18 protein-coding genes are annotated in these 20,237 nt (G+C 68.2%); 12 read left to right on the forward strand and 6 right to left on the reverse strand.

Features of this window, described 5'->3' with window-relative positions; genetic code table 11:
- The first annotated feature begins 6 nt into the window (after window positions 1–6).
- Window positions 7–2,688 (forward strand): helix-turn-helix transcriptional regulator, encoded by a 2,682-nt coding sequence (locus F3087_RS47280; protein ID WP_150400755.1) that lies wholly within the window; start codon window positions 7–9, stop codon window positions 2,686–2,688.
- Window position 2,689: 1 nt separating this feature from the next.
- Here F3087_RS47280 and F3087_RS06365 read toward each other — a convergent pair whose 3' ends face one another.
- Complete coding sequence (locus F3087_RS06365) at window positions 2,690–3,100, reverse strand: YjbQ family protein (protein WP_150400756.1); 411 nt, start codon at window positions 3,098–3,100, stop codon at window positions 2,690–2,692.
- Window positions 3,101–3,307: 207 nt separating this feature from the next.
- On the opposite strand from F3087_RS06365, the gene F3087_RS06370 reads away from it, so the two are divergent.
- Both F3087_RS06370 and F3087_RS06375 read left to right on the forward strand, forming a co-directional pair.
- On the forward strand, window positions 3,308–4,573 hold the full coding sequence (locus tag F3087_RS06370; RefSeq protein ID WP_150400757.1) for an aspartate kinase: 1,266 nt from the start codon (window positions 3,308–3,310) through the stop codon (window positions 4,571–4,573).
- A gap of 3 nt (window positions 4,574–4,576) precedes the next feature.
- Complete coding sequence (locus tag F3087_RS06375; RefSeq protein ID WP_150400758.1) at window positions 4,577–5,611, forward strand: aspartate-semialdehyde dehydrogenase; 1,035 nt, start codon at window positions 4,577–4,579, stop codon at window positions 5,609–5,611.
- A gap of 56 nt (window positions 5,612–5,667) precedes the next feature.
- Here the strand turns inward: F3087_RS06375 and F3087_RS06380 are convergent, their stop codons facing one another.
- Window positions 5,668–8,094 carry a beta-glucosidase H gene (locus F3087_RS06380; RefSeq protein WP_150400759.1) on the reverse strand — a complete coding sequence of 809 codons (2,427 nt, stop codon included), beginning with the start codon at window positions 8,092–8,094 and terminating at the stop codon, window positions 5,668–5,670.
- Between the two features lie 171 nt (window positions 8,095–8,265).
- On the opposite strand from F3087_RS06380, the gene F3087_RS06385 reads away from it, so the two are divergent.
- From F3087_RS06385 to F3087_RS06395, 3 genes are all read left to right on the forward strand, one after another.
- On the forward strand, window positions 8,266–8,514 hold the full coding sequence (locus F3087_RS06385) for a type II toxin-antitoxin system Phd/YefM family antitoxin (RefSeq protein WP_150400760.1): 249 nt from the start codon (window positions 8,266–8,268) through the stop codon (window positions 8,512–8,514).
- Window positions 8,511–8,768 carry a Txe/YoeB family addiction module toxin gene (locus F3087_RS06390; RefSeq protein ID WP_150400761.1) on the forward strand — a complete coding sequence of 86 codons (258 nt, stop codon included), beginning with the start codon at window positions 8,511–8,513 and terminating at the stop codon, window positions 8,766–8,768. The genes F3087_RS06385 and F3087_RS06390 overlap by 4 nt, the downstream gene beginning before the upstream one ends.
- A gap of 67 nt (window positions 8,769–8,835) precedes the next feature.
- The gene (locus F3087_RS06395) at window positions 8,836–9,750 is read left to right on the forward strand and encodes an aminotransferase class IV (RefSeq protein ID WP_150400762.1); all 915 of its coding nucleotides are present in this window, start codon (window positions 8,836–8,838) and stop codon (window positions 9,748–9,750) included.
- Window positions 9,751–9,768: 18 nt separating this feature from the next.
- Here the strand turns inward: F3087_RS06395 and F3087_RS06400 are convergent, their stop codons facing one another.
- Complete coding sequence (locus F3087_RS06400) at window positions 9,769–10,440, reverse strand: TMEM175 family protein (protein ID WP_150400763.1); 672 nt, start codon at window positions 10,438–10,440, stop codon at window positions 9,769–9,771.
- A gap of 142 nt (window positions 10,441–10,582) precedes the next feature.
- On the opposite strand from F3087_RS06400, the gene F3087_RS06405 reads away from it, so the two are divergent.
- A complete protein-coding gene (locus F3087_RS06405; protein WP_191093781.1) occupies window positions 10,583–11,092 on the forward strand; it encodes a PaaI family thioesterase in 510 nt (169 codons plus the stop codon).
- 1 nt (window position 11,093) lies between these two features.
- Here F3087_RS06405 and F3087_RS06410 read toward each other — a convergent pair whose 3' ends face one another.
- Together F3087_RS06410 and F3087_RS06415 are read right to left on the reverse strand one after the other, a co-directional pair.
- A complete protein-coding gene (locus F3087_RS06410) occupies window positions 11,094–12,434 on the reverse strand; it encodes a serine hydrolase domain-containing protein (RefSeq protein WP_150400765.1) in 1,341 nt (446 codons plus the stop codon).
- A gap of 60 nt (window positions 12,435–12,494) precedes the next feature.
- A complete protein-coding gene (locus F3087_RS06415) occupies window positions 12,495–13,847 on the reverse strand; it encodes a serine hydrolase domain-containing protein (RefSeq protein ID WP_150400766.1) in 1,353 nt (450 codons plus the stop codon).
- A gap of 326 nt (window positions 13,848–14,173) precedes the next feature.
- Here F3087_RS06415 and F3087_RS06420 point away from each other — a divergent pair, with 326 nt between their 5' ends.
- The 3 genes from F3087_RS06420 to bla all read left to right on the forward strand — a co-directional run bounded on the left by F3087_RS06420 (window position 14,174) and on the right by bla (window position 17,214).
- A complete protein-coding gene (locus F3087_RS06420) occupies window positions 14,174–14,617 on the forward strand; it encodes a Fur family transcriptional regulator (protein ID WP_150400767.1) in 444 nt (147 codons plus the stop codon).
- Window positions 14,618–14,672: 55 nt separating this feature from the next.
- Window positions 14,673–16,160 (forward strand): catalase, encoded by a 1,488-nt coding sequence (locus tag F3087_RS06425; protein ID WP_150400768.1) that lies wholly within the window; start codon window positions 14,673–14,675, stop codon window positions 16,158–16,160.
- Window positions 16,161–16,290: 130 nt separating this feature from the next.
- The gene (gene bla / locus F3087_RS06430; protein ID WP_150400769.1) at window positions 16,291–17,214 is read left to right on the forward strand and encodes a class A beta-lactamase; all 924 of its coding nucleotides are present in this window, start codon (window positions 16,291–16,293) and stop codon (window positions 17,212–17,214) included.
- Between the two features lie 17 nt (window positions 17,215–17,231).
- Here the strand turns inward: bla and F3087_RS06435 are convergent, their stop codons facing one another.
- Window positions 17,232–17,672 (reverse strand): hypothetical protein, encoded by a 441-nt coding sequence (locus tag F3087_RS06435; RefSeq protein WP_223884848.1) that lies wholly within the window; start codon window positions 17,670–17,672, stop codon window positions 17,232–17,234.
- Between the two features lie 698 nt (window positions 17,673–18,370).
- On the opposite strand from F3087_RS06435, the gene F3087_RS06440 reads away from it, so the two are divergent.
- Together F3087_RS06440 and F3087_RS06445 are read left to right on the forward strand one after the other, a co-directional pair.
- Window positions 18,371–19,597, forward strand: coding sequence for a cytochrome P450 (locus F3087_RS06440; protein ID WP_150400770.1), 1,227 nt, complete (start codon window positions 18,371–18,373; stop codon window positions 19,595–19,597).
- On the forward strand, window positions 19,594–20,184 hold the full coding sequence (locus tag F3087_RS06445; RefSeq protein WP_150400771.1) for a TetR/AcrR family transcriptional regulator: 591 nt from the start codon (window positions 19,594–19,596) through the stop codon (window positions 20,182–20,184). The genes F3087_RS06440 and F3087_RS06445 overlap by 4 nt, the downstream gene beginning before the upstream one ends.
- Window positions 20,185–20,237: the final 53 nt, after the last annotated feature.

Below are 20,237 nucleotides of genomic sequence, written 5' to 3' on the forward strand. Positions count from 1 at the left end.
GACGCGATGTCCGACTCCACCGACGCACTACCTGCCGAGCTGTCCTCGTTCATCGGCCGCGCCGAGGAACTGGCGGCGATCGGTGCCGCCGTCGGACCGGGCCGGGTCGTCACGCTGGTCGGACCCGGTGGCTGCGGCAAGACGCGGCTCGCGCTCCGGGCCGCGCGCACCGTGTCCGAGGTGTGGCCGGACGGTGTGCGATGGGTCGCGCTGGAGGACGAACACGACGACGCGGCGGTCGTGCAGCGCGTCGCCGCGGCCCTCGATGTGCTGATACCCGGCGGCGCGGATCCGGTCGCGACCGTGGCGCGTGGCCTCACCGATCGCGAAACCCTGTTGATCCTCGACAATTGCGAGCACCTCGGCGACGGTGTCGCGGCGCTGGTCACCGGACTGCTCGGGCGTTGTCCGCGACTCGGCGTGCTCGCGACCAGCCGCGCGCCCCTCGGCGTCGGCGGTGAGCAGGTGCGCCGGGTACCCGCGCTCGGGCTGGCGGACGCGTTGACGCTGTTCCTCGACCGAGCGCACGCGGGGGAGCCGACGCCGCAGGCGCGCACCGCGGCCCGGCGGGTCTGCGACCGCCTGGATCGATTGCCGCTGGCCCTCGAACTCGCCGCGGGCTGGGCGGGCACGTTGTCACTGGCCCAGCTCGCGGACTCGCTGCACGAGCCCTATGCCGTGCTCGACGGCGGCGCCCGCACCGCGCCGTTCCGGCAGCAGACGCTCGCGGAGTCGATGCGCTGGAGTCATGAGCTGCTCGATGACGACGAACGGGTGCTGTTCCGGCGGCTCGGGGTGTTCGAGCCGGGGTTTTCCGCCGATGTGGTGGGGGAGCTCGACGCGACGCCTGGTCGCGCCTTACGGACGTTGCGCGGGTTGATCGACAAGTCGCTGGTGACCGCGGATACCACCGGCGCGGTGGCGCGTTATCGAATGCTGGGCGTGGTCCGGGATTACGCGCTGCTGCAACTCGCCGAGGCCGCGGAGACCGAGCCGCTGCGCGATCGCCACCTCGCCGCCTACCTCGCCCTGGTCGAGCAGGCCGAACCGTTGCGCAACACCGACCAGGACGCCTGGCGGGCGCGAATCACGGTGGAGTTGGCCAACATTCGCGCGGCCATCGACTGGGGACTGGGTCGCGACGATCCGTCCGACGGGCGCAGGCTCGCCGCGGCGATGGCGTGGTTCTGGTATCTCGAACCGCGTGGTGTCGAGGGCGTGCAGGTGCTGCAACTGGCTGTCGACCGCGGCAAAGGAAAGCGTGACGAGCTACAGGCGCGCGTGCTGGCCGGGCTGGCCTTGGTGTGTGACACGGCGGTGTACGGCTTCGTCGGCTACGAATCCGCCCGCGCCGCAGCGGCATTAGCCGCCGAACTCGGCGCGGACGCGGTCGGCAGACTGGCTCGTTCGCTCTGCGCGGTCGAGCAACTCGGCCTCGACCTGGACCGGGCGTCCGCCGACGCCGAGGCGCTACGGACCGAGGCACTCCATGCCGACGATGGCTTCGTCGCCGACTCGACCCAGGCGTTGCTCGGCCTGATCCACCTGTTCCGGGACGAATACCGCAGCGCCATCGAACAACTCGAGCAGGCCCTCGTCGGCATGCGCAAGCGCAACGATCGAGGCTTCGCCGCTTTCGCCCTGACCTGGCTCGCCACCGCGACCGCCCGGTCCGGCGACCTGCCGCGCGCCGCCGAACTCGCCGAGCAGGCGGTCGCCACCGCGCAACCGCTGCACGACTTCCACCACCTGGGCTCGGCCCGCGCGGCCCTCGCCGAAATACGCGTGTATCAGGGACTTTTCGACGACGCGTCCGCGGTGCTCGAGCCGATCGATCGCCTGCTCGACGGTGAAGCCTCGCCGTTCGTACCCGGCTGGGAGCGCGTGCACGGCATGCTCGCGCTGGCGGCGGGCCACCCGGCGGAGGCGATCGCGTGGTGCCGCAGGGAGGGCCGCACGCCCGGCGACACCGCCGACGGGCCGCTCACTCCGTGGACCCAGGTCGTGCTCGCGGCAGCACTGCGGGAGCTCGGCGAATCCGTCTCGGCCGCAGCACTTCTCGACACGCTCGCCGCCGGGCCGATGATCCGGGCACTGCCCGCGGTGCACGCCGACGTGCTCGACCAGCAGGCATTCCTGTTGCACGACAGCGATATCGAGCAGGCGCTGCGCCTGCACCACGAAGCATTACGTCTCCGCGCGGAGCGCGAACTCGTTCTCGGTTGCGTAGCGAGTCTCGAGTCGCTGGCCGCGGTGCTGGCCCGGCGCGGCACCCTCGAACCGGCGGCCGTCCTGCTCGGTGCCGCCGAGCGCGCCCGCGCCGACACCGGGTCGGCACCCGGAAGTTCGGTGGTGATAGCCCGTACCCTGCTGGATTCCCGTGTCGCAGAACAGGACCTGGCCGGCCACCTCGATCGCGGCCGATCCATGGGCATCACCCAGGCCGTCGACTACGCCACCAAGGCACGCGGCAAACGCAACCGACCGGACTCCGGTTGGGCGAGTCTCACGCCGATGGAACGCTCCGTCGTCGACCTCGCCGTCGACGGCCTGTCCAATCCGGAGATCGCCGCGCGCCTGTTCATCAGTCGCGGCACCGTGAAAACCCATCTGGCCCACGTCTACGCCAAGCTCGGCATCGCCAACCGCACCGAACTCGCCCGCCTGCACGTGCCCGCGGACGGCTGACTCAGCTGAGGAACGACAACCGCACCTGCCGATCCGGATTGTCGATATTGAGATCGACCAGCGCGACGGACTGCCAGGTTCCCAACGCCATCGCCCCGCCGATCACCGGGATCGTCGCGTAGGGCGCGATCAACGCGGGCATCACGTGCGAGCGCCCGTGCCCGCGCGACCCGTGCGCGTGCCGCCAGCGATCATCCGCGGGCAGCAGATCGCGCAGCGCCGCCAGCAGATCGTCGTCACTGCGCGCACCGAGCTCCAGCACCGCGACCCCGGCCGTCGCGTGCGGCACGAAGACATTGAGCAACCCGTCCCCGCCGCCGGACGCGTCGCGCACGAACGACGCGCATTGGCCGGTGATGTCCTGCACAACCTCGGTCCGACCGGTGGTCACCGCTAATACCGTGCTCTTCATCACTCCATCGTGCGTCATGCACCCGGCGGCGGCCGCACGCAATGCCGGAGCTGCGGCGGCGCTTCCGGCGAAGTTCGCGACCGAGTCCGACCAGCGAAACAGCTCCGCCGCGGCGCTCGGCTGAGGAGCCAGCCGGAATTCGCTGGACCACGGCCGGTAGTCTGGGTGGCTGTTAGCAGCTGGTAGTCGATCTTGGAGGACCCTGTCGTGGCTCTCGTTGTTCAGAAGTACGGAGGATCCTCGGTGGCTACCGCCGAGCGCATCCGGCGCGTCGCTGAACGGATCGTCGAGACCAAGAAGGCAGGCCACGACGTGGTGGTCGTCTGCTCGGCCATGGGCGATACCACCGACGAACTGCTCGACCTCGCCCAGCAGGTGGCGCCCGCGCCGCCGGCCCGGGAAATGGACATGCTGCTCACCTCGGGTGAGCGCATCTCCAACGCGCTGGTGGCGATGGCCATCCACTCGCTCGGCGCGGAGGCCCGCTCGTTCACCGGCTCGCAGGCCGGCGTGATCACCACCGGCGCGCACGGCAACGCGAAGATCATCGACGTCACCCCCGGCCGCCTGCGTCAGGCGCTGGACGACGGGCAGATCGTGCTGGTCGCCGGCTTCCAGGGCGTGAGCCAGGACAGCAAGGACGTCACCACGCTCGGCCGGGGCGGCTCCGACACCACCGCGGTCGCGCTGGCCGCGGCGCTGGAGGCCGACGTCTGCGAGATCTACACCGACGTGGACGGCGTCTTCACCGCCGACCCGCGGATCGTGCCGGACGCGCAGCGGCTGGAGCAGGTCTCCTACGAGGAGATGCTGGAGCTCGCGGCCTGCGGCGCGAAGGTGCTGATGCTGCGCTGCGTCGAATACGCGCGCCGGTACAACGTGCCTGTGCATGTTCGCTCGTCCTATACCGACAAGCCGGGCACCTACGTTTACGGATCGATGGAGGACATCCCCTTGGAGCAAGCAATCCTCACGGGCGTCGCGCACGATCGCAGCGAGGCCAAGGTCACCGTGGTCGGGCTGCCCGACGTCCCCGGCTACGCCGCCAAGGTGTTCCGCGCGGTCGCCGACGCCGAGATCAATATCGACATGGTGCTGCAGAACGTCTCCAAGATCGATACCGGCAAGACCGACATCACCTTCACCCTGCCCAAGACCGACGGCGCGCGCGCCGTCGAGATGCTGACCAAGCAGCAGGCCGAGATCGGCTTCTCGCAGGTGCTCTACGACGACCACATCGGCAAGGTGTCCCTGGTCGGTGCGGGCATGAAGAGCCACCCCGGGGTCACCGCCACGTTCTGTGAGGCGCTGGCCGACGCGGGCGTGAACATCGATCTGATCTCCACCTCCGAGATCCGGATCTCGGTGCTGGTCCGCGACAGCGAACTGGACGAGGCCGTCCAGGTGCTGCACCGGGCGTTCAATCTCGGCGGCGACGAGGTCGCCGTGGTGCACGCCGGAACAGGACGGTAAGCCATGGGTGTTCGAGTAGGAGTCGTCGGCGCGACCGGTCAGGTCGGCGCCGTCATGCGAAAACTGCTGGAGGAGCGCAACTTCCCGGCCGACGAGGTGCGGTTCTTCGCGTCGTCGCGCTCGGCGGGCAAGACGCTGCCGTGGCGCGGCGGCGAGATCGTCGTGGAGGACACCGAACTCGCCGATCCGTCCGGCCTCGACATCGCGCTGTTCTCCGCCGGCGCCACCATGTCCCGGATCCAGGCCCCGCGCTTCGCCGCGGCGGGCGTCACCGTGATCGACAACTCGTCTGCCTTCCGCAAGGACCCCGACGTCCCGCTGGTGGTGAGCGAGGTCAATCCCGAGCAGACCCGCAACCTGGTCAAGGGCATCATCGCGAACCCGAACTGCACCACCATGGCCGCGATGCCGGTGCTCAAGCCGTTGCACGACATCGCGGGCCTGCGTCGCCTCATCGTGTCGAGCTACCAGGCGGTGTCCGGTAGCGGCCTGGCCGGCGTGGAAGAGCTTGCGACGCAGGCGCGCGCGGTGATCGATGACGTGGAGCAGCTCACCCACGACGGCAGCGCCGTCGACTTCCCCGCGCCGAACAAGTACGTCGCGCCGATCGCGTTCAACGTGCTGCCGCTGGCCGGTTCGCTGGTCGACGACGGCTCCGGCGAGACCGACGAGGACCAGAAGCTGCGCAACGAGAGCCGCAAGATTCTCGGCCTGCCCGACCTGCTGGTCAGCGGCACCTGCGTGCGCGTGCCGGTGTTCACCGGGCACTCGCTGTCGGTGAATGCCGAATTCGACCAGCCGCTCTCGGTCGAACAGGCCAAGGAGATCCTCGCCAAGGCGCCCGGCGTCAAGCTCGTCGAGGTGCCCACCCCCCTGCAGGCGGCCGGCGCCGACGATTCCCTCGTCGGTCGCATCCGGCAGGATCCGGGCGTGCCCGACGGCCGCGGTCTCGCGCTGTTCATCTCCGGCGACAACCTGCGAAAGGGCGCCGCGCTCAACACCATTCAGATCGCCGAGGTTCTGCTCAGCGAGCGCTGAGGACGTTTCGGTACGACGCGGCCGTGGATCCCTACCGGATCCACGGCCGCGGTCGTCTACCCCAGTTCGTAGTCGATGGTCAGCCGTTGATCGGCGATCGAATGCCCGGCTCGGATCGCGTACGTGCCGGGCACCTTTCGCCACGTGCCGTCGTCCCAGATCTCGAAGGCCCGATCCGGGATGCGGATCTCGGCCTCGACCAGTTCGCCCGGATCGGCCTCGACGCGGGCGAAACCGGCCAGCCAGCGAGCGGGACGGAGCGCCGAATCGTTGACAGGCGCAAGGTAGACCTGCACGACCTCGCCGCCGCGTCGGTCGCCGGTGTTGCGCAGGCGGACGGTCACCGTGCTGCCGTCGTTGGTGATCGACTCGTAATCCCATGTGGTGTAACCGAACCCGTGCCCGAACGGGTAGGCCGGAGTCGTACCCGCTCGCTCCCACGCGCGGTAGCCGATGAACAGGTCCTCGCGGTAGACGAGTTCGCCGTCGGCCGGGGTGACCTCCGAGACGGGGCAATCGGCCAGGGTGGCAGGCCAGGTGGTGGGCAGCCTGCCGCCCGGCTCGGTGCCGCCGAGCAGCACCTCGGCGAGCGCGGCGCCGCCCTGCTGGCCGGGGAACCAGCTCAGCAGGATTGCGGGAACGTCGTTGCGCCAAGGCATTTCGACCGGTGAGCCGGCGTTCACCACCACCACGGTGTTCGGATTCGCCGCGGCGACCCGGCTGACCAATTCGTCTTGGCGGCCGGGGAGTTTCAAACTGCTGCGGTCGAAGCCCTCGGACTCGACCTGCTCGGTGGTGGCGACCACGACCACCGCGACGTCGGCGGCGCGGGCCGCCTCGACCGCCTCGGCGATCAGCTCGTCCGGATCGCGCCGGGGATCGCTGTGCGCGAGGGTGAACAGGATCGCCTGGATCGGCGGATCCGCCACCTTCATCGGCGTATGGGTCATGCGCACCTCGACCGTAGTTCCAGCCGTGAGGTCGACCGTGCCGCGTTCGGTCGGCGTGCCGAAGAAAGCCTCGAACGGGTCTGCGCCGGTGAGGGATTCGTCGCCCTCGAACAGTACGGTGCCATCGACGGTGAGGTGGAAATCGCCGACACCCTTGGTGCCGAACACATGCGCGCCGGTTTCTTCAGGAGTGAACGTGCCGTACACCTCGACGGAGTGCAGTGCGTCGTAGTCGATGCCGTCCGGCAGTTCGCCGAGCCAGTTGACCATGCCGTTGGGCAGCGAGCTCTCCCCGAGCAGGGTGCCATCCGCGTCGAAAACCCTGGCGTGCAAGTCGAATCCGCGATCCGCGGCCCCGAGGACGTCGCTCGGGGCGGCGCCGATCGCATAGGTCAGCGCGCCGTCCGGCAGCGCGGCGTTCAGCCCGTCCAGCGGCGACACCACGGACTCCGGGAACACGGTGGCCGAACCGCCGCCGAGAATGCGGGCATCGCGGGCGGCCAGGCCGATCAGCGCGACCTTCGTCCGGCTCGCGTCGAGGGGGAGGGTGGATTGCTCGTTACGCACCAGAACAAAAGCGCGCGAGGCGATTTCCCGCGCCAACGCGACGCCGTCGATTTGGGCGGGCGGCGTGGTAACCGCGGGCTCCGCGCCCTCCAGCAGCCCGACCCGCGCCGCGAGCCGCAGCACATTGCGCACTGCCGCATCGACGACGGACTCGTCCACGTCGCCGTTGCGCACCGCCGCGACAAGCGCTTCCCCGTAGACCCCACGCGGTCCCGGCATCGCGACATCCAGCCCCGCGGTGATCGCGGCGACAGTCGACCTGGCGGCCATCCAGTCCGAGACGACGATCCCGTCGAAACCCCATTCCCCGCGCAGTATTCCGTTCAGCAGTTCGCCGTGCTCGGTCATCGTCGTGCCGTTGACCTGGTTGTAGGCCGCCATCACGCCCCACGGCCCGGCCGCGCGGACCATCGCCTCGAACGGCGCCAGATACAGCTCGCGCAACGCCCGCTCGGACACGACATTGTTCACCGTGAAGCGTTCGGTCTCGGCGTCGTTGGCGACGAAATGCTTGACCGTGGTGCCGATTCCGCCGTCCTGCACCCCGCTCACGTAGCCGGTCCCGATCCGCCCGGTCAGATACGGATCCTCGGAGTAGCTCTCGAAATGCCTTCCGCCCAGCGGTGATCGATGCAGATTGACCGTCGGCGCGAGCAGCACGTGCACGCCTTTGCGCCGGGCCTCCTGCGCGAGCAGCCGCCCGGCCCGCCTGGCCAGTTCCGGATCCCAGGTGGCCGCGAGCGCGGTCGGCGACGGCAGTGCGATGGACGGATCGTCGGCGGTCCAGCGCACCCCGCGTACCCCGATCGGCCCGTCGGACATCACCAGCGACCGCAAACCGATCTCCGGCAGCGCGGGCAGCGACCACATGTCCTGCCCCATCAGCAACCGGGCCTTGGCCGGCAGGTCGAGCTTCCCGACGGCCGCCGTCACCGCTGCTTCACGGGCCTCGTCGGCTGGACTCATGATGAACTCCTTTGTCTGCACTGCCTGCCCGCTCTGCTGTCCCTGAGTCACAAGCCCGAGCGTAACCAGCCGCGCCGCGCCTCCCGGTCGACCCGACTTCGGAGTGTGGCCGGAGCATTCGCCCGCGGCTCGCGAAGTGGTACCGTATCTGGTACCGGTTGAGGAGGATTTATGGCTGCTGCGATTACTGTGAGCGAAGCACGAAAGCACCTATTTCCTCTGGTCAAACAGGTAAACGACGACCACGACACGGTAGAGATCGTGTCGAAGGGGGGAAATGCGGTGCTGATGTCCAAGGAAGACTACGACTCGCTGATGACCACGGTCCAGCTGCTCAGCGGACCCGATGGCGCCCGCCTACGTCAGTCGATTCAAGAGCTCGAGGGCGGTGGAGGCATCGCTCGCGAGCTCCTCGAATGAAGCTCGTTTTCTCCGAATCGGCCTGGGAGGAATACAGCGCGTGGCTACCGCGTGATCGCACCGTGCTGAAGAAGGTCAACGTGCTGATCAAGGCGATCATGAACGACCCATTCGAGGGCATCGGCAAACCCGAGCCGCTGAAGCACGACCTGGCCGGCTACTGGTCGCGCCGAATCACTCAGGAGCACCGCATCGTCTACAAAGTTGTCGAGGACGCGGTGTGGATCGCCAAGGTCGGTAAGCACTACGAATGACGTCGCCGCAGGCGACCGGCCCGAAATCGGGTCGCCTGCTCGCCCGCGGGGCTGTTAGCCTCCGCCGATGGCAAACCCCTATCCCCAGGTGTATCTAGGTGACCGGATCGTTGCGGCCGAGGCGGCAACGGTCGGGGTCGCATCGTCGGCGGTGTTGTACGGGCTCAGCGTCTACACCGTGTTTCCGGTTCATGTGGCGGGGGCGGCACGGACCGCGTTCCGGTTGGACGATCACTTCCGGCGGCTCGAGGAGTCGTGCAAGATCATCGGGATCGATCGGTTCGCGCAGGAGTGGGACTACCAGCGGTTCTACGCCGCGGTGGTCGAGGTGGTCGGGCAGAATGCGCCGGTCGAGGACGTATTCGTCCGGGCGACAGTGCATGTCGTCGAGTCGATCCCCGGTACCCGGGTGCGTGGTTGCGCGATCCAGGTCAGCATTTTCGTCTACGACGCGGTGCCGATCGTCCCGCAGGACGGCATGCGGCTGAAATCCAGTCCGTGGCGGCGCATTCCGGACAACGCGATCCCGTCGCGCGCGAAAGTCAACGGCGCGTATGTGAATTCGGTGCTGGCCAAGCAGGACGCGATCGACAGCGGCTACGACGACTGCATCTTCCTCGACGGCAACGGACACGTCTGTGAGCTCAGCGCCGCCAACATCTTCCTGGTCCGCAACGGCACGCTGATCACCCCGGACGTGTCCTGCGACATCCTCGACGGCATCAACCGCCGGACCATCCTGACCCTGGCGGCCGAGGACGGCATCCCGGTGGTCGAACGCGCCGTCGACCTGACCGAGCTCTACATCGCCGACGAGGTCTTCGTCACCGGCACCTCCGCGGGCGCCGCCCCGGTCTTCGAGGTCGACGGTCGCACGGTCGCCGACGGGCAGGCGGGCCCGATCTCCCAGGCCCTGCGCAAGCGGCACGCCGCCGCGCTGCGCACCGACGACCTGCACGGCTGGATCACCCCGCTGAACTGACCCCCGCGTGCGTCCGGGCTAGGCCTGCGCGTGCTCGGCCCGGCGCACCGTGCCCTCCGGCCGGAGGCGATCGAGCAGCTTCCCGCCGAACGAGGCGGCCAGCGGAACGAAGAACCAGACGTACCAGATGTAGGGCGTGACCCACACCAGCCCGGCCGTCGCCGCGAAGACCGCGGTGACCGCCACGGACGCGTTGGCGCTGAGCCGGAGTTTCGCCGGATCGACGCCGGGGCGCAGTTCCGCACGTCGCCAGGCGAATTCCTTCATGATCGCCTCGCTGCCGAACAGCGCCGCGGCGGTCGCGGCGAACAGGCACGCGGCCAGCTTGTTGTCCGACGCGTGCCCGAAAATCGCGGTCGGGAACGGCAGGAAGGCGGCGAACAGCAGCAGTGGCGCGTGCGCCGCGGTGGTTGCCCGGTCCAGCCGCTCGACCTCGTCGATGAAGATGTGGTGCCTGCGCCACACCGACCACAGCAGGAAGAACGCCAGCACGAACGCGACGAACGACGCCTTCTCGTGCCAGAGGAATTCGGCCAAGGCGTGCGGGCTCGCCAGCTCTGCGCCCTCCGGCCGTTTGATCTCGATGACCAGCAGCGTGATCGCGATCGCCAGCACCGCGTCGGCGAACGCCCCCATCCGATGGGCGCTGAAGAATCCATCCTCCGCAGAGGGCACTACGCGGTCGGTCACTGCTCGGCTCCTAACGGCAATGCGGTGAATCGGTTGAACCGTAGCGGATCACCGGCCGCGGGGTCTGCCGCGGGAAGCGGCGATGGGTAAGTGTGGCGTAACTTCACTCAGGACACAGTTGATTCCTGATTGGGGGGTGCGCATGACCGGACTCGCCGAAGCCGCTGATCATGGCCCACAGGGCACCGGGAGCGGCCAGGGACCGGAGTCCGCACACGGGGACAACTGTTTCGGCTGTGGACCGGCCAATCGAGCCGGGGTAGCGATGGTGTCGGCGCTGGTGGACGGGCGTCTCACCGGCACCTGCACCTTCGACGAGAAACACCAGGGCGCACCGGGCCTGGCGCACGGCGGCGTGGTCGCGGCCGTGCTGGACGAGGCCTCGGGCACCGTGCCGACGCACAGCGGGATCCCCGCGGTGACCGCCAAACTCACGGTGAACTACGTCAAGCCCGCGCCGCTGCATCGCCAGATGGCGGTGTCCGCGCACATCGATCGCCGCGACGGCGACCGCAAGCTGCACATCTACGCCCGGCTCGAACTCGACGGCGAACTCATCGCCGAGTCCGACGCGCCGTTCATCGTCGTCACCCCGGAGCACTTCCGCGCGCACGGCGCCAAGGAGGGCGAGCTGCCCTTCCTCGGCGTGTGATTCAGCGGATGCCGGGCGCGTCCGGGCCGAGGCAGGCCATGATCGCGCAGCCCGGCGCGTTGTCCGCGAAGGGCGGGGCCAACGGGAAGTTCAAGCAGGACAGGACATCGCAGCCGGGATAGGCGAACGGTCCGGCTCCGAAAACCGCGAGCACGAAGTTCAGATCGACGAACTGGCTCGGGTTCAATCGCACCGGCGGTTCGACATACGGTCCCGGGTCGGGCATGGGCGGTTCCTGGAACGCCGCGAACAACCGGCGGAAGAATTCGTGTGGCAGTTCCGCGATGTTCTGGATGGTGCCGGAGATCCCGTACTGGCTGACATTGCCGAAGAATCCGGTCCACATCACCACCAGGTCCAGGCTCGGGATGATGAAGATGTTGTTGAGGCCGAGCCCGGCCATCATGTACACATCGGCGGGCAGGATGCTGTCCGATTCCGCGCACCCCGGTCCGAGCCAGAACAGATAGCCGTAGCACTTGTTGGCCATCGACGGCTCGCGCGCCTGCCGCAGGTAGTCGGCCGAGACGAGTTGCTGTGCGCCCCAACGCCCGTCATTGCTGGTGAGCAGTCCGAGCTTGGCGAAATCGTTCGGCGGAAGCAGCAGATGCGCGTAACCGTAGGTGTGCCCCGCGCGGTCGCGCGCCCAGTAATAGTCACCGCGTTCGATGCCGAGCGGATCGAACAGTTCTCGTTGCGCGAATTGCTGAAGTGGTTCGCCGACCGCCAATTCCAGCACATAGGACAGCAGGTCGACATTGCGCTGGCTGTAGCTGAATACCGCGCCCGGCGGGTTGTCCAGCGGCACCCCGAGCGCCTGCACCGCGCTGTTCGGGTCGATCGGCACGACGCCGGTGGCGCCCTCGGCCAAGACGCCGACCTTCATCCCTGAGGTCTCGGTGAGCAGGTTCTGCACGGTGATCGATCGATGCCCGGCGTCGCCGAGTCCGGCGGGCAGATACCGGTCGATCGGCGCGGAGATATCGAGTTTGCCTTGGTCCCAGGCGATTCCGGCGAGCAGCGAGACCACACTCTTGGTCGCGCTCCAGATGTTCCACGCCACATTGTCGGTCGGCGCGTTGTTCGGCCCCTCGCCGATCAGGCAATTGTGCCGGAACACCTTGATATTGATGCGATTTCGACCGGCGGCGAAGGTCAATGCCGCGGCCAGCCGCGCACTGTCCAGCCCGGCCTGTTCCGGCGTCGCCCGGGCCAATTCCCGACCGGATTGCACCTCGCAGCTCACCGGTTCGGCGGAAGCCTGCCCGCTGCCGGCGAATAGATTCCCCGCGACCAGCGATAACACCGCGAACCCAACGAGGAACCCACCGAATCGCCCCATGCGCACGAGGCTATCGCGCGAACGAGGCGGCGACCGGCGAATGGCGAGGGTGCCGGAGATTCACCGGATCCCCGGCGCGTCCGGGCCGAGGCAGACCAGGATCGCGCAACCCGGTGCGGTGTCCCAAAACGGCGGGGCCAGCGGATAGTTCAGGCAGGAGAAGACATTGCAGCCGGGGTAGGCGTCCGGGCCGATGCCGAATACCGCGAGCAGGATGTCCGGATCGACGTACGTCCGGGGGTCGAGCACCACCGGCGGTTCGACGAACGGGCCCGGGTCGGGCAGCGGCCGATCATGGAATGCCGCGAACAGTTTGCGGAAGAATTCGTAGGGCAGTTCCGCTTGATTCTGCAGGCTGCCGGTCACGCCTTTACCGCTGCGGTTACCGAAGAATCCGGTCCAGACCACCGTGAGGTCCAGGCTCGGAATGCCGAAAACGTTCTGCATCCCGAGGCCGTCCATCATGAACACGTCCTCGGGCACGTTGTAGAGCGGCGCCGCGCACTCGGGTCCGAGCCAGAACAGATATCCGTAGCATTCGTTGGCCGAGGACGGCCGAAGCGCTTTGCGCAGATACTTGTCCGAGATGAGTTGCTGTGTGCCCCAGCGCCCGTCGTTGCTCACCAGCAGGCCGAGCTTGGCGAAATCGTTCGGCGGAAGCATCAGATGGGCATACCCGTAGGTGTGTCCGGCGCGGTCGCGCGCCCAGTAGTAATCGCCGCGTTCGATGCCGAGCGGATCGAACAGCTCCCGCTGCGCGAATTGCTGCAACGGTTCGCCGACCGCCAATTCGAGTACGTAACTGAGCAAGTCGACATTGCGCTGGCTGTAAGTGAACTTGGTACCCGGCGGATGGACCAGCGGCATGCCCAACGCCTGCACGGCGCTGTTCGGGTCGATCGGCACCACGCCGCTGATGCCCTCGGTGAGCGCGCCGACCTTCAACCCCGAGGTCTCGGTGAGCAGGTTCTCCACGGTGATCGAGCGATGCTCGGTGTCGCCGAGCTCCGGCGGCAGGTAGCGGTCGATCGGCGCGGAGATATCGAGTTTGCCCTGGTCCCAAGCGATCCCGGCGAGCATCGAGACGACGCTCTTGGTGGAACTCCAGATGTTCCACGCCACGTTCCCGGTCTGCGCGTTCGTCGGCCCCTCGCCGATCAGGCAGTTGTGCCGGAACACCTGTACGTTCAACCGATTTCGGGTGGCGGCGAAGGTGAGCGCGTCCGCGAGCAGCGCCGAATCCAGGCCGACCTGCTCGGGCCGGGCCCGCGGGAACTCCCGCCCGGACTGCGGCGTGCACCGTAGGTCGCCGGCGACACGGCTCGGCGCCGCCTGCGCGCTGCCGGCGAAGACATTGCCCGCGACCAGCGAGAACGCAGCGAACCCAACCAGGAACCCACCGAATCGCCCCATGCGCACGAGGCTATCGCGCAGGCCCGCCAGGACCGGGACACCTGGGCGGCGAGCCGGGCGGAAAACACAAACGCCGCCAGGTCAAAAAACCTGGCGGCGCTGAGTCGCCGGACGCCACGCCAGCGTCACGACTCGGAGTCGACGTCCCACAAGCGCCTCTCGGCGGGTGGTCGCTCGTAGCGACAAAGGGGTGAGGCCCGGGGCTGTCCGGACGTCGACAGTGGTGATCAACGACCACCCGCCCGGATGTATTCCGCGGCAGCGGATGTGATGCGCGCCACTGTCCTTTTCTTGACTAATTCCAGAAAAGGTGGAGGATCGAAGGCATGCGCACCAACCACACCGATCCCCGGACGCAGCTGCGTGCGGCCGGTCTGCGGGTCACCGCCCCGCGGGTCGCGGTGCTGGACGCGGTCGCCGCCGCGCCGCATTCCGATGCGGATCGGGTGGCGGCCACCGTCCGGGAAGCCCTGGGTTCGGTGTCCACGCAGGCCGTCTACGACGTGCTGAGGGCCTGCGTGCACGCCGGACTCCTGCGGCGCATCGAGCCGGCCGGCTCGGCCGCGCTGTACGAGACCCGCGCCGGGGACAACCATCACCACCTGGTGTGCCGTAGCTGCGGCACGGTCGTCGACATCGACTGTGCCGTGGGCGCAGCGCCCTGCCTGACCCCCGCCGACGACCACGGTTTCGCGGTCGACGAGGCGGAGGTCGTCTTCTGGGGCCTATGCCCGGCCTGCCGCGCGAACAGCGGCAGCAATCCTGATTGAGCCGCGGGGGTACAGCCCACCCCCGGGCATTCGTGACGACGAGGAGGCTTCGAGAATGACCAAGCCGACAACCACCAACACCGGCACCCCGGTGCAGAGCGACGACGAATCGCTCACCGCCGGAACGCAAGGCCCGATCCTGCTGCACGACCACTACCTGATCGAGAAGCTCGCCCAGTTCAACCGCGAGCGGGTGCCGGAGCGGATCGTGCACGCCAAGGGCGCGGGCGCCTACGGCGAGCTGGTGGTGACCAACGACGTCAGCCGCTACACCAAGGCCAAGCTGTTCCAGCCGGGTGCGCGGACCGAGTCGCTGGTCCGGTTCTCCACCGTCGCCGGCGAGCAGGGCAGCCCCGACACCTGGCGCGACCCCCGGGGTTTCGCGGTGAAGTTCTACACCGAGGACGGCAACTACGACCTCGTCGGCAACAACACCCCGGTCTTCTTCATCAAGGACCCGATCAAGTTCCCCGACTTCATCCGGTCGCAGAAGCGCTTGCCCGGCAACGGACTTCGCGACCACAACATGCAGTGGGACTTCTGGACCCTGCGCCCGGAGACCGCGCACCAGGTGACCTGGCTGATGGGTGACCGCGGCATCCCGAAGACCTACCGGCACATGAACGGCTACGGCTCGCACACCTATCAGTGGGTCAACGAGGCCGGCGAGCGCTTCTGGGTGAAGTACCACTTCAAGACCGACCAGGGCGTGGACTACCTCACCCAGGCCGACGCGGACCGGATCGCCGGCGAGAACGCCGACTTCCACCGCAAGGATCTGTGGGACTCGATCGAGCGCGGCGACTTCCCGAGCTGGACCCTGCACGTGCAGGTGATGCCGGCCGCCGACGCGGAGGGCTACCGGTTCAACCCGTTCGACCTGACCAAGGTGTGGTCGCACAAGGACTACCCGCTGATCGAGGTCGGCAAGTGGACGCTGAACCGCAACCCGGGCAACTACTTCGTCGACATCGAGCAGGCCGCGTTCGAGCCGTCGAATGTCGTTCCGGGCATCGGCTTCTCGCCGGACAAGATGCTGCTCGGCCGGGTGTTCGCCTACGCGGACGCGCACCGCTACCGGATCGGCACCAACTACGCGCAGCTGCCGCCGAACCTGCCGCGGGCCGCGGCGGTGAACTCCTACTCCAAGGAGGGCGCGATGCGGTTCGCCTACAACGATGCGACCGTGCCGGTGTACGCGCCGAACTCCTATGGCGGACCGCACGCCGACCCGGCGCAGGCGCCGGACGGCGGTCTGTGGGAGTTCGATCCGACGATGGTGCGGGCGGGTTACGTCCAGCACGCCGAGGACGGCGACTTCACCCAGGCGGGGACGCTGGTTCGCGAGGTACTCAACGATGACCAGCGCGAGCGCCTGGTGAACAACATCGTCGGGCACGTGCTCGGCGGCGTGCAGGAGCCGGTGCTGAGCCGGGTGTTCGAGTACTGGACGAACGTGGATCCCGATCTCGGCAAGCGCGTCGAGGAGGGCGTCCGGGCCGGTCTCGATGCCGGTTCGACGCCGCCGCCGGCGCAGGGCTGATCGTGACATCGAGGCGGGTGCGCACCTCGGGTGCGCACCCGAGGTGCGCACCCGCCTCGGTCATAGCCGCAGGTCATACGGACTGAGGTCTCGGTTTGCCGGGCGTCGGCCCGCCTGCGAAAGTGATGGGATGTTTCGGCTGACGCGTGATTCCCGGGTGGCCTTGACCACCGCCGCTCTCGTCCTACCGTTGCTCGCCGCATGCGGCCCCGATTCCACTACGGCACATACCGACTCGCCGACCTCCAGCGCCCAGTCCGGCAACTCGTCGGCCGCGGAGCTGGCCGCGCTGGAAAAGAAGTACGACGCGCGGATCGGCGTGTTCGCGGTCGACACCGGCAGCGGCAAGACGCTGACCGCGCGCGCCGACGAACGCTTCCCGTTCCTGTCCACCTTCAAAGGCCTGGCCGCCGCGGCCCTGCTGAAGGCGCATCCACTCGACACCGGCTACTTCGACCGGGTCATCCACTACACCGACGCCGACCTGCTGAGCTATTCGCCGGTCACCAAGACCAAGGTCGCCGAGGGTATGACCGTCGCCCAGCTCGCCGAGGCCGCGATCACCCAGAGCGACAATACCGCGGGCAACCTCCTGCTCCGCGAACTCGGTGGCCCGCAAGGACTCACCGGCTTCCTGCGCGGCATCGGCGACCAGGTGAGCCACCTCGATCGCTGGGAGCCGGAGCTCAACACCGCCATTCCCGGCGACGAACGCGACACCACCACCCCGGCGGCGCTCGCCACCGACTACCGCGCGCTGGTGGTCGGTGACGCGCTCGGCGCGCCGGAGCGGGCGCGGCTGACCGGCTGGCTGAAGGCGAACACCACCGGCGACAAGCGAATTCGCGCGGGCGTGCCGGCCGGCTGGAGCACCGGCGACAAGACCGGCACCGGCGACTACGGCTGCGCGCACGACGCGGCGGTCACCTGGCCGGACGGCTCGGCCGCCCCGCTGGTCATCGCGATCCAGACCTGCAAGTCGGTCAAGGAAGCCGAATCGAGCAACGACGTGATCGCCGACGCCACCAGGGTGGCCGTCGAAGCCGTGCACTGACGCTGATTACGTCGTCCTCAGGCCGCCGCGCGCCGGGCGCGCAAGCCGGCGATGCCGATGAGCAGGTCGGCGATGATCTCGAAAATCGCCGCGAACCAAGAGAATCCGTTCACCTTGGCCGCGGCGGGCGCGTTGATGAAGCTGTCGCTGAGCGGACCGAACCAGTCCGGGAACAGATGCACCAGGACGAACCCGGCGGCACTGACGAACCCGATCCCGACGGCCGCGAGCGCCGCCCACCGATGACCGGTGAACACCAGCACGACGGTCGCGACACCGAGCACGAATTGCACTGTGCCGAGCACCATTACGGTGCTGGAGACGGTGTCCATCCCGCGCCGCAGATGATCGGCGCCATGAGTGAGTAGCGCCACCGCGAACAGAGCGGTAGCCCAACGTAATTGGGAGAAGGCCGGGCCTGCGGCGAGATCGGGCCGGGCGGCTGTCGGGTGCGTCATCGTGACCCCCATCGGAGGAGACGCGGCGGCAACGGTGCACGCCGCTCTACGACCGAGTGTAGTAGACCTGGCCGGTTCCGGCCAGGTTTCTGTCCACGGCTACAGCAGGCCCCACCAATACAGCACGCAGGCCAATACCCAGACCACCACGGTTTCCATCGTTGCTCCCAATCTCCTGCACGCACCTGTCTCCATCATCCGTCATCCGGGACCGGTTGATACAAACGCGGCACATTCGTCACCCATCTGACGCCATCACCTGCGGTTTTACGCCTGCAAGGTGTTCTTAAGTCCGTGCTAAGCCCGCGCAGGCATTGTTTGTCTCAACACCGAACGCTCCGGTTTGGGGGAACCGGAGCGTTCGGTGGGTCAGTCCACCACCGGGGGTGGGGAACGGAGCGTGACCTGTCTTCGAGGGGTTGACAGGTCGGGCTCCGGGGGAGAGTGCTTGCCGGGCCGGTCCACGAGGGGTGACCGGCCTGGCAGGCCACTCGGGACACCGGACACGTTTTCGCAGGCTCTTCCGGGAGCTGACCGGCAACGGACACCGAAGTTGCCACTGCTGAAGGTAACCGCGGGTGCGCGGGCGATGATCCCGAGACGAGGGGCGGCCGGACCGGTTTCGGAGGGTAATCGGCCCGGCGCCACGGGTAGAACTTGTTCTAGACACTTTTGCGTATTTGTCTTACCGTCAATACATGTTGATCGATGCGTATCAGCCTGCTCCCGTCTTCGAGCTCCGCTCCGGCGCCACCTGGACGTCGCCGTGGGAGATGTATGCCGCACTGCGCGAACAGGATCCGGTGCACCACGTGGTGCCGCCGGCCCGCCCCGACCACGATTACTGGGTGCTCACCCGGCACGCCGACGTCTACGCGGCCGCCCGCGACAGCGAGACCTACTCCTCCCGCGACGGCCTGACCGTGGAATACGGCGAGCTGGAACAGATCGGGCTGACCGACAATCCGCCGCTGGTCATGCAGGATCCGCCGGAGCACACCGACTTTCGCAAGCTCGTCGCCCGCGGGTTCACCCCCCGGCAGGTCAGCGAGGTGGAACCGGTGGTGCGCCGATTCGTCCGCGACCGCCTCGACCGGATCGCCGCGGACGGCGGCGGCGACATCGTCAAGCAGGTGTTCAAGCCGCTGCCTAGCATGGTGGTGGCCTATTACCTCGGCGTACCGGAGGAGGATCGGGCCCGGTTCGACGGCTGGACCGACGCGGTGGTCGCGGGGAGCATCGATCGCGCGCAAACCCAGGCGCTGCCCGCGTCGATGGAGATGATGGGCTACTTCGCCGAGCTGATCAAGCGGCGGCGGACCGACCCGGGGGAGGACACCGTGTCGCTGCTCGTGCAGGCGGGCATGGCGGCGGACGACGCGGATGTGCGTGGGCTGGTGCAGATTCTGGCCTACACCTGGACGATGGTCGCGGGCGGCAACGACACCACGACGGGATTGCTCGGTGGCGCCGTGCAACTGCTGCAACAACATCCGGACCAGCGCGCCGAGCTGGCCGCCGACCCGGACCGAATCCGCACGGCGATAGAGGAATTCGCGAGGCTGACCGCGCCGGTGCAGGGTCTGGCGCGAACCGTGACCCGCCCGGTCGAATTGGATGGCAAGACAATCCCCGTGGGGCGCAAGGTATTGCTGATGTTCGGCTCGGCCAACCGCGACGAACGCGCGTTCGGCGCGGACGCGGCGGAGCTCGATATCGACCGGAATCCGCAGCGCATCCTCACCTTCGGCCACGGCCCGCACCACTGCCTCGGTGCCGCTGCGGCGCGGATGCAGGCTCGAGTGGCACTGGAGGAACTGCTCGATCGCTTCCCGAATTTCACCGTGGACATCGATGCGGTCGAGTACGCGCCGGGGCCGTACGTCCGGCGGCCGACCACCGTCCCGTTCCGGTGCGCGGCATGACCGGGGACTGGCTGGCGGACGGGCGCGCGGAACTGGCGAGTGAGCGGATCCTGGACGCGGTGCGCGCGTTGTTCATCGACAAGGGCGTCACCGGCGTCGGAATGGCCGAAGTAGCCGAGGCCGCAGGATGTTCCAGGGCGACGCTGTACCGATACTTCGACAATCGGCAGGCCCTGTACGTCGCCTTCGCCGGCCGCGAGGCCCGGCTGGTGGTCGAGCGGGTATGGCGCGATCCGGCGGTCACCGCGGCGGCGGACCCCGGCGAGCAACTGCTCGACGGTTTCACCGCGTTGATCGCCGAGGTGCGCAAAACTCCGCACCTGGCCGTGTGGTTCGAGCCGGCCAACGCGGGAATCGTTGCCCAGCTGTCGAATTCGTCGGAAGTGGTGGATACCCTCGCGACCGGCTTCGTCAGCGGCTTCCGCCCGGACCTGCCCGGCCCCGCCGCCCGCCGGCTCGGGCAATGGTTCGTCCGGGTGATGGTGTCGCTGTTGACCTTGCCCGGTGCGGGCGAGGACGAGGAGCGCGCCCTACTGCGCACTTTCGCCCTCCCGTTCCTGCTCGACCGGCGAACGGTCGTCGAATAGTCCTGCACGACAACGACCGGAGCCGTACTGGACGGCTCCGGTCGTTGCGGTTC

Source organism: Nocardia colli (genome assembly GCF_008704205.1).
GTDB classification, from domain to species: domain Bacteria; phylum Actinomycetota; class Actinomycetes; order Mycobacteriales; family Mycobacteriaceae; genus Nocardia; species Nocardia colli.

Excerpts from the sequence above, each read along its gene's own strand:
- F3087_RS06395 (WP_150400762.1), top strand. The coding sequence starts at position 8,836 with ATGGCAAACCCCTATCCCCAGGTGTATCTAGGTGACCGGATCGTTGCG.
- F3087_RS06435 (WP_223884848.1), bottom strand. The coding sequence starts at position 17,672 with ATGACGCACCCGACAGCCGCCCGGCCCGATCTCGCCGCAGGCCCGGCC.
- F3087_RS06385 (WP_150400760.1), top strand. The coding sequence starts at position 8,266 with ATGGCTGCTGCGATTACTGTGAGCGAAGCACGAAAGCACCTATTTCCT.
- bla (WP_150400769.1), top strand. The coding sequence starts at position 16,291 with ATGTTTCGGCTGACGCGTGATTCCCGGGTGGCCTTGACCACCGCCGCT.
- F3087_RS06365 (WP_150400756.1), bottom strand. The coding sequence starts at position 3,100 with ATGAAGAGCACGGTATTAGCGGTGACCACCGGTCGGACCGAGGTTGTG.
- F3087_RS06445 (WP_150400771.1), top strand. The coding sequence starts at position 19,594 with ATGACCGGGGACTGGCTGGCGGACGGGCGCGCGGAACTGGCGAGTGAG.
- F3087_RS06375 (WP_150400758.1), top strand. The coding sequence starts at position 4,577 with ATGGGTGTTCGAGTAGGAGTCGTCGGCGCGACCGGTCAGGTCGGCGCC.
- F3087_RS06390 (WP_150400761.1), top strand. The coding sequence starts at position 8,511 with ATGAAGCTCGTTTTCTCCGAATCGGCCTGGGAGGAATACAGCGCGTGG.
- F3087_RS06410 (WP_150400765.1), bottom strand. The coding sequence starts at position 12,434 with ATGGGGCGATTCGGTGGGTTCCTCGTTGGGTTCGCGGTGTTATCGCTG.
- F3087_RS06380 (WP_150400759.1), bottom strand. The coding sequence starts at position 8,094 with ATGAGTCCAGCCGACGAGGCCCGTGAAGCAGCGGTGACGGCGGCCGTC.
- F3087_RS06420 (WP_150400767.1), top strand. The coding sequence starts at position 14,174 with ATGCGCACCAACCACACCGATCCCCGGACGCAGCTGCGTGCGGCCGGT.
- F3087_RS06440 (WP_150400770.1), top strand. The coding sequence starts at position 18,371 with ATGTTGATCGATGCGTATCAGCCTGCTCCCGTCTTCGAGCTCCGCTCC.
- F3087_RS06425 (WP_150400768.1), top strand. The coding sequence starts at position 14,673 with ATGACCAAGCCGACAACCACCAACACCGGCACCCCGGTGCAGAGCGAC.
- F3087_RS47280 (WP_150400755.1), top strand. The coding sequence starts at position 7 with ATGTCCGACTCCACCGACGCACTACCTGCCGAGCTGTCCTCGTTCATC.
- F3087_RS06415 (WP_150400766.1), bottom strand. The coding sequence starts at position 13,847 with ATGGGGCGATTCGGTGGGTTCCTGGTTGGGTTCGCTGCGTTCTCGCTG.
- F3087_RS06405 (WP_191093781.1), top strand. The coding sequence starts at position 10,583 with ATGACCGGACTCGCCGAAGCCGCTGATCATGGCCCACAGGGCACCGGG.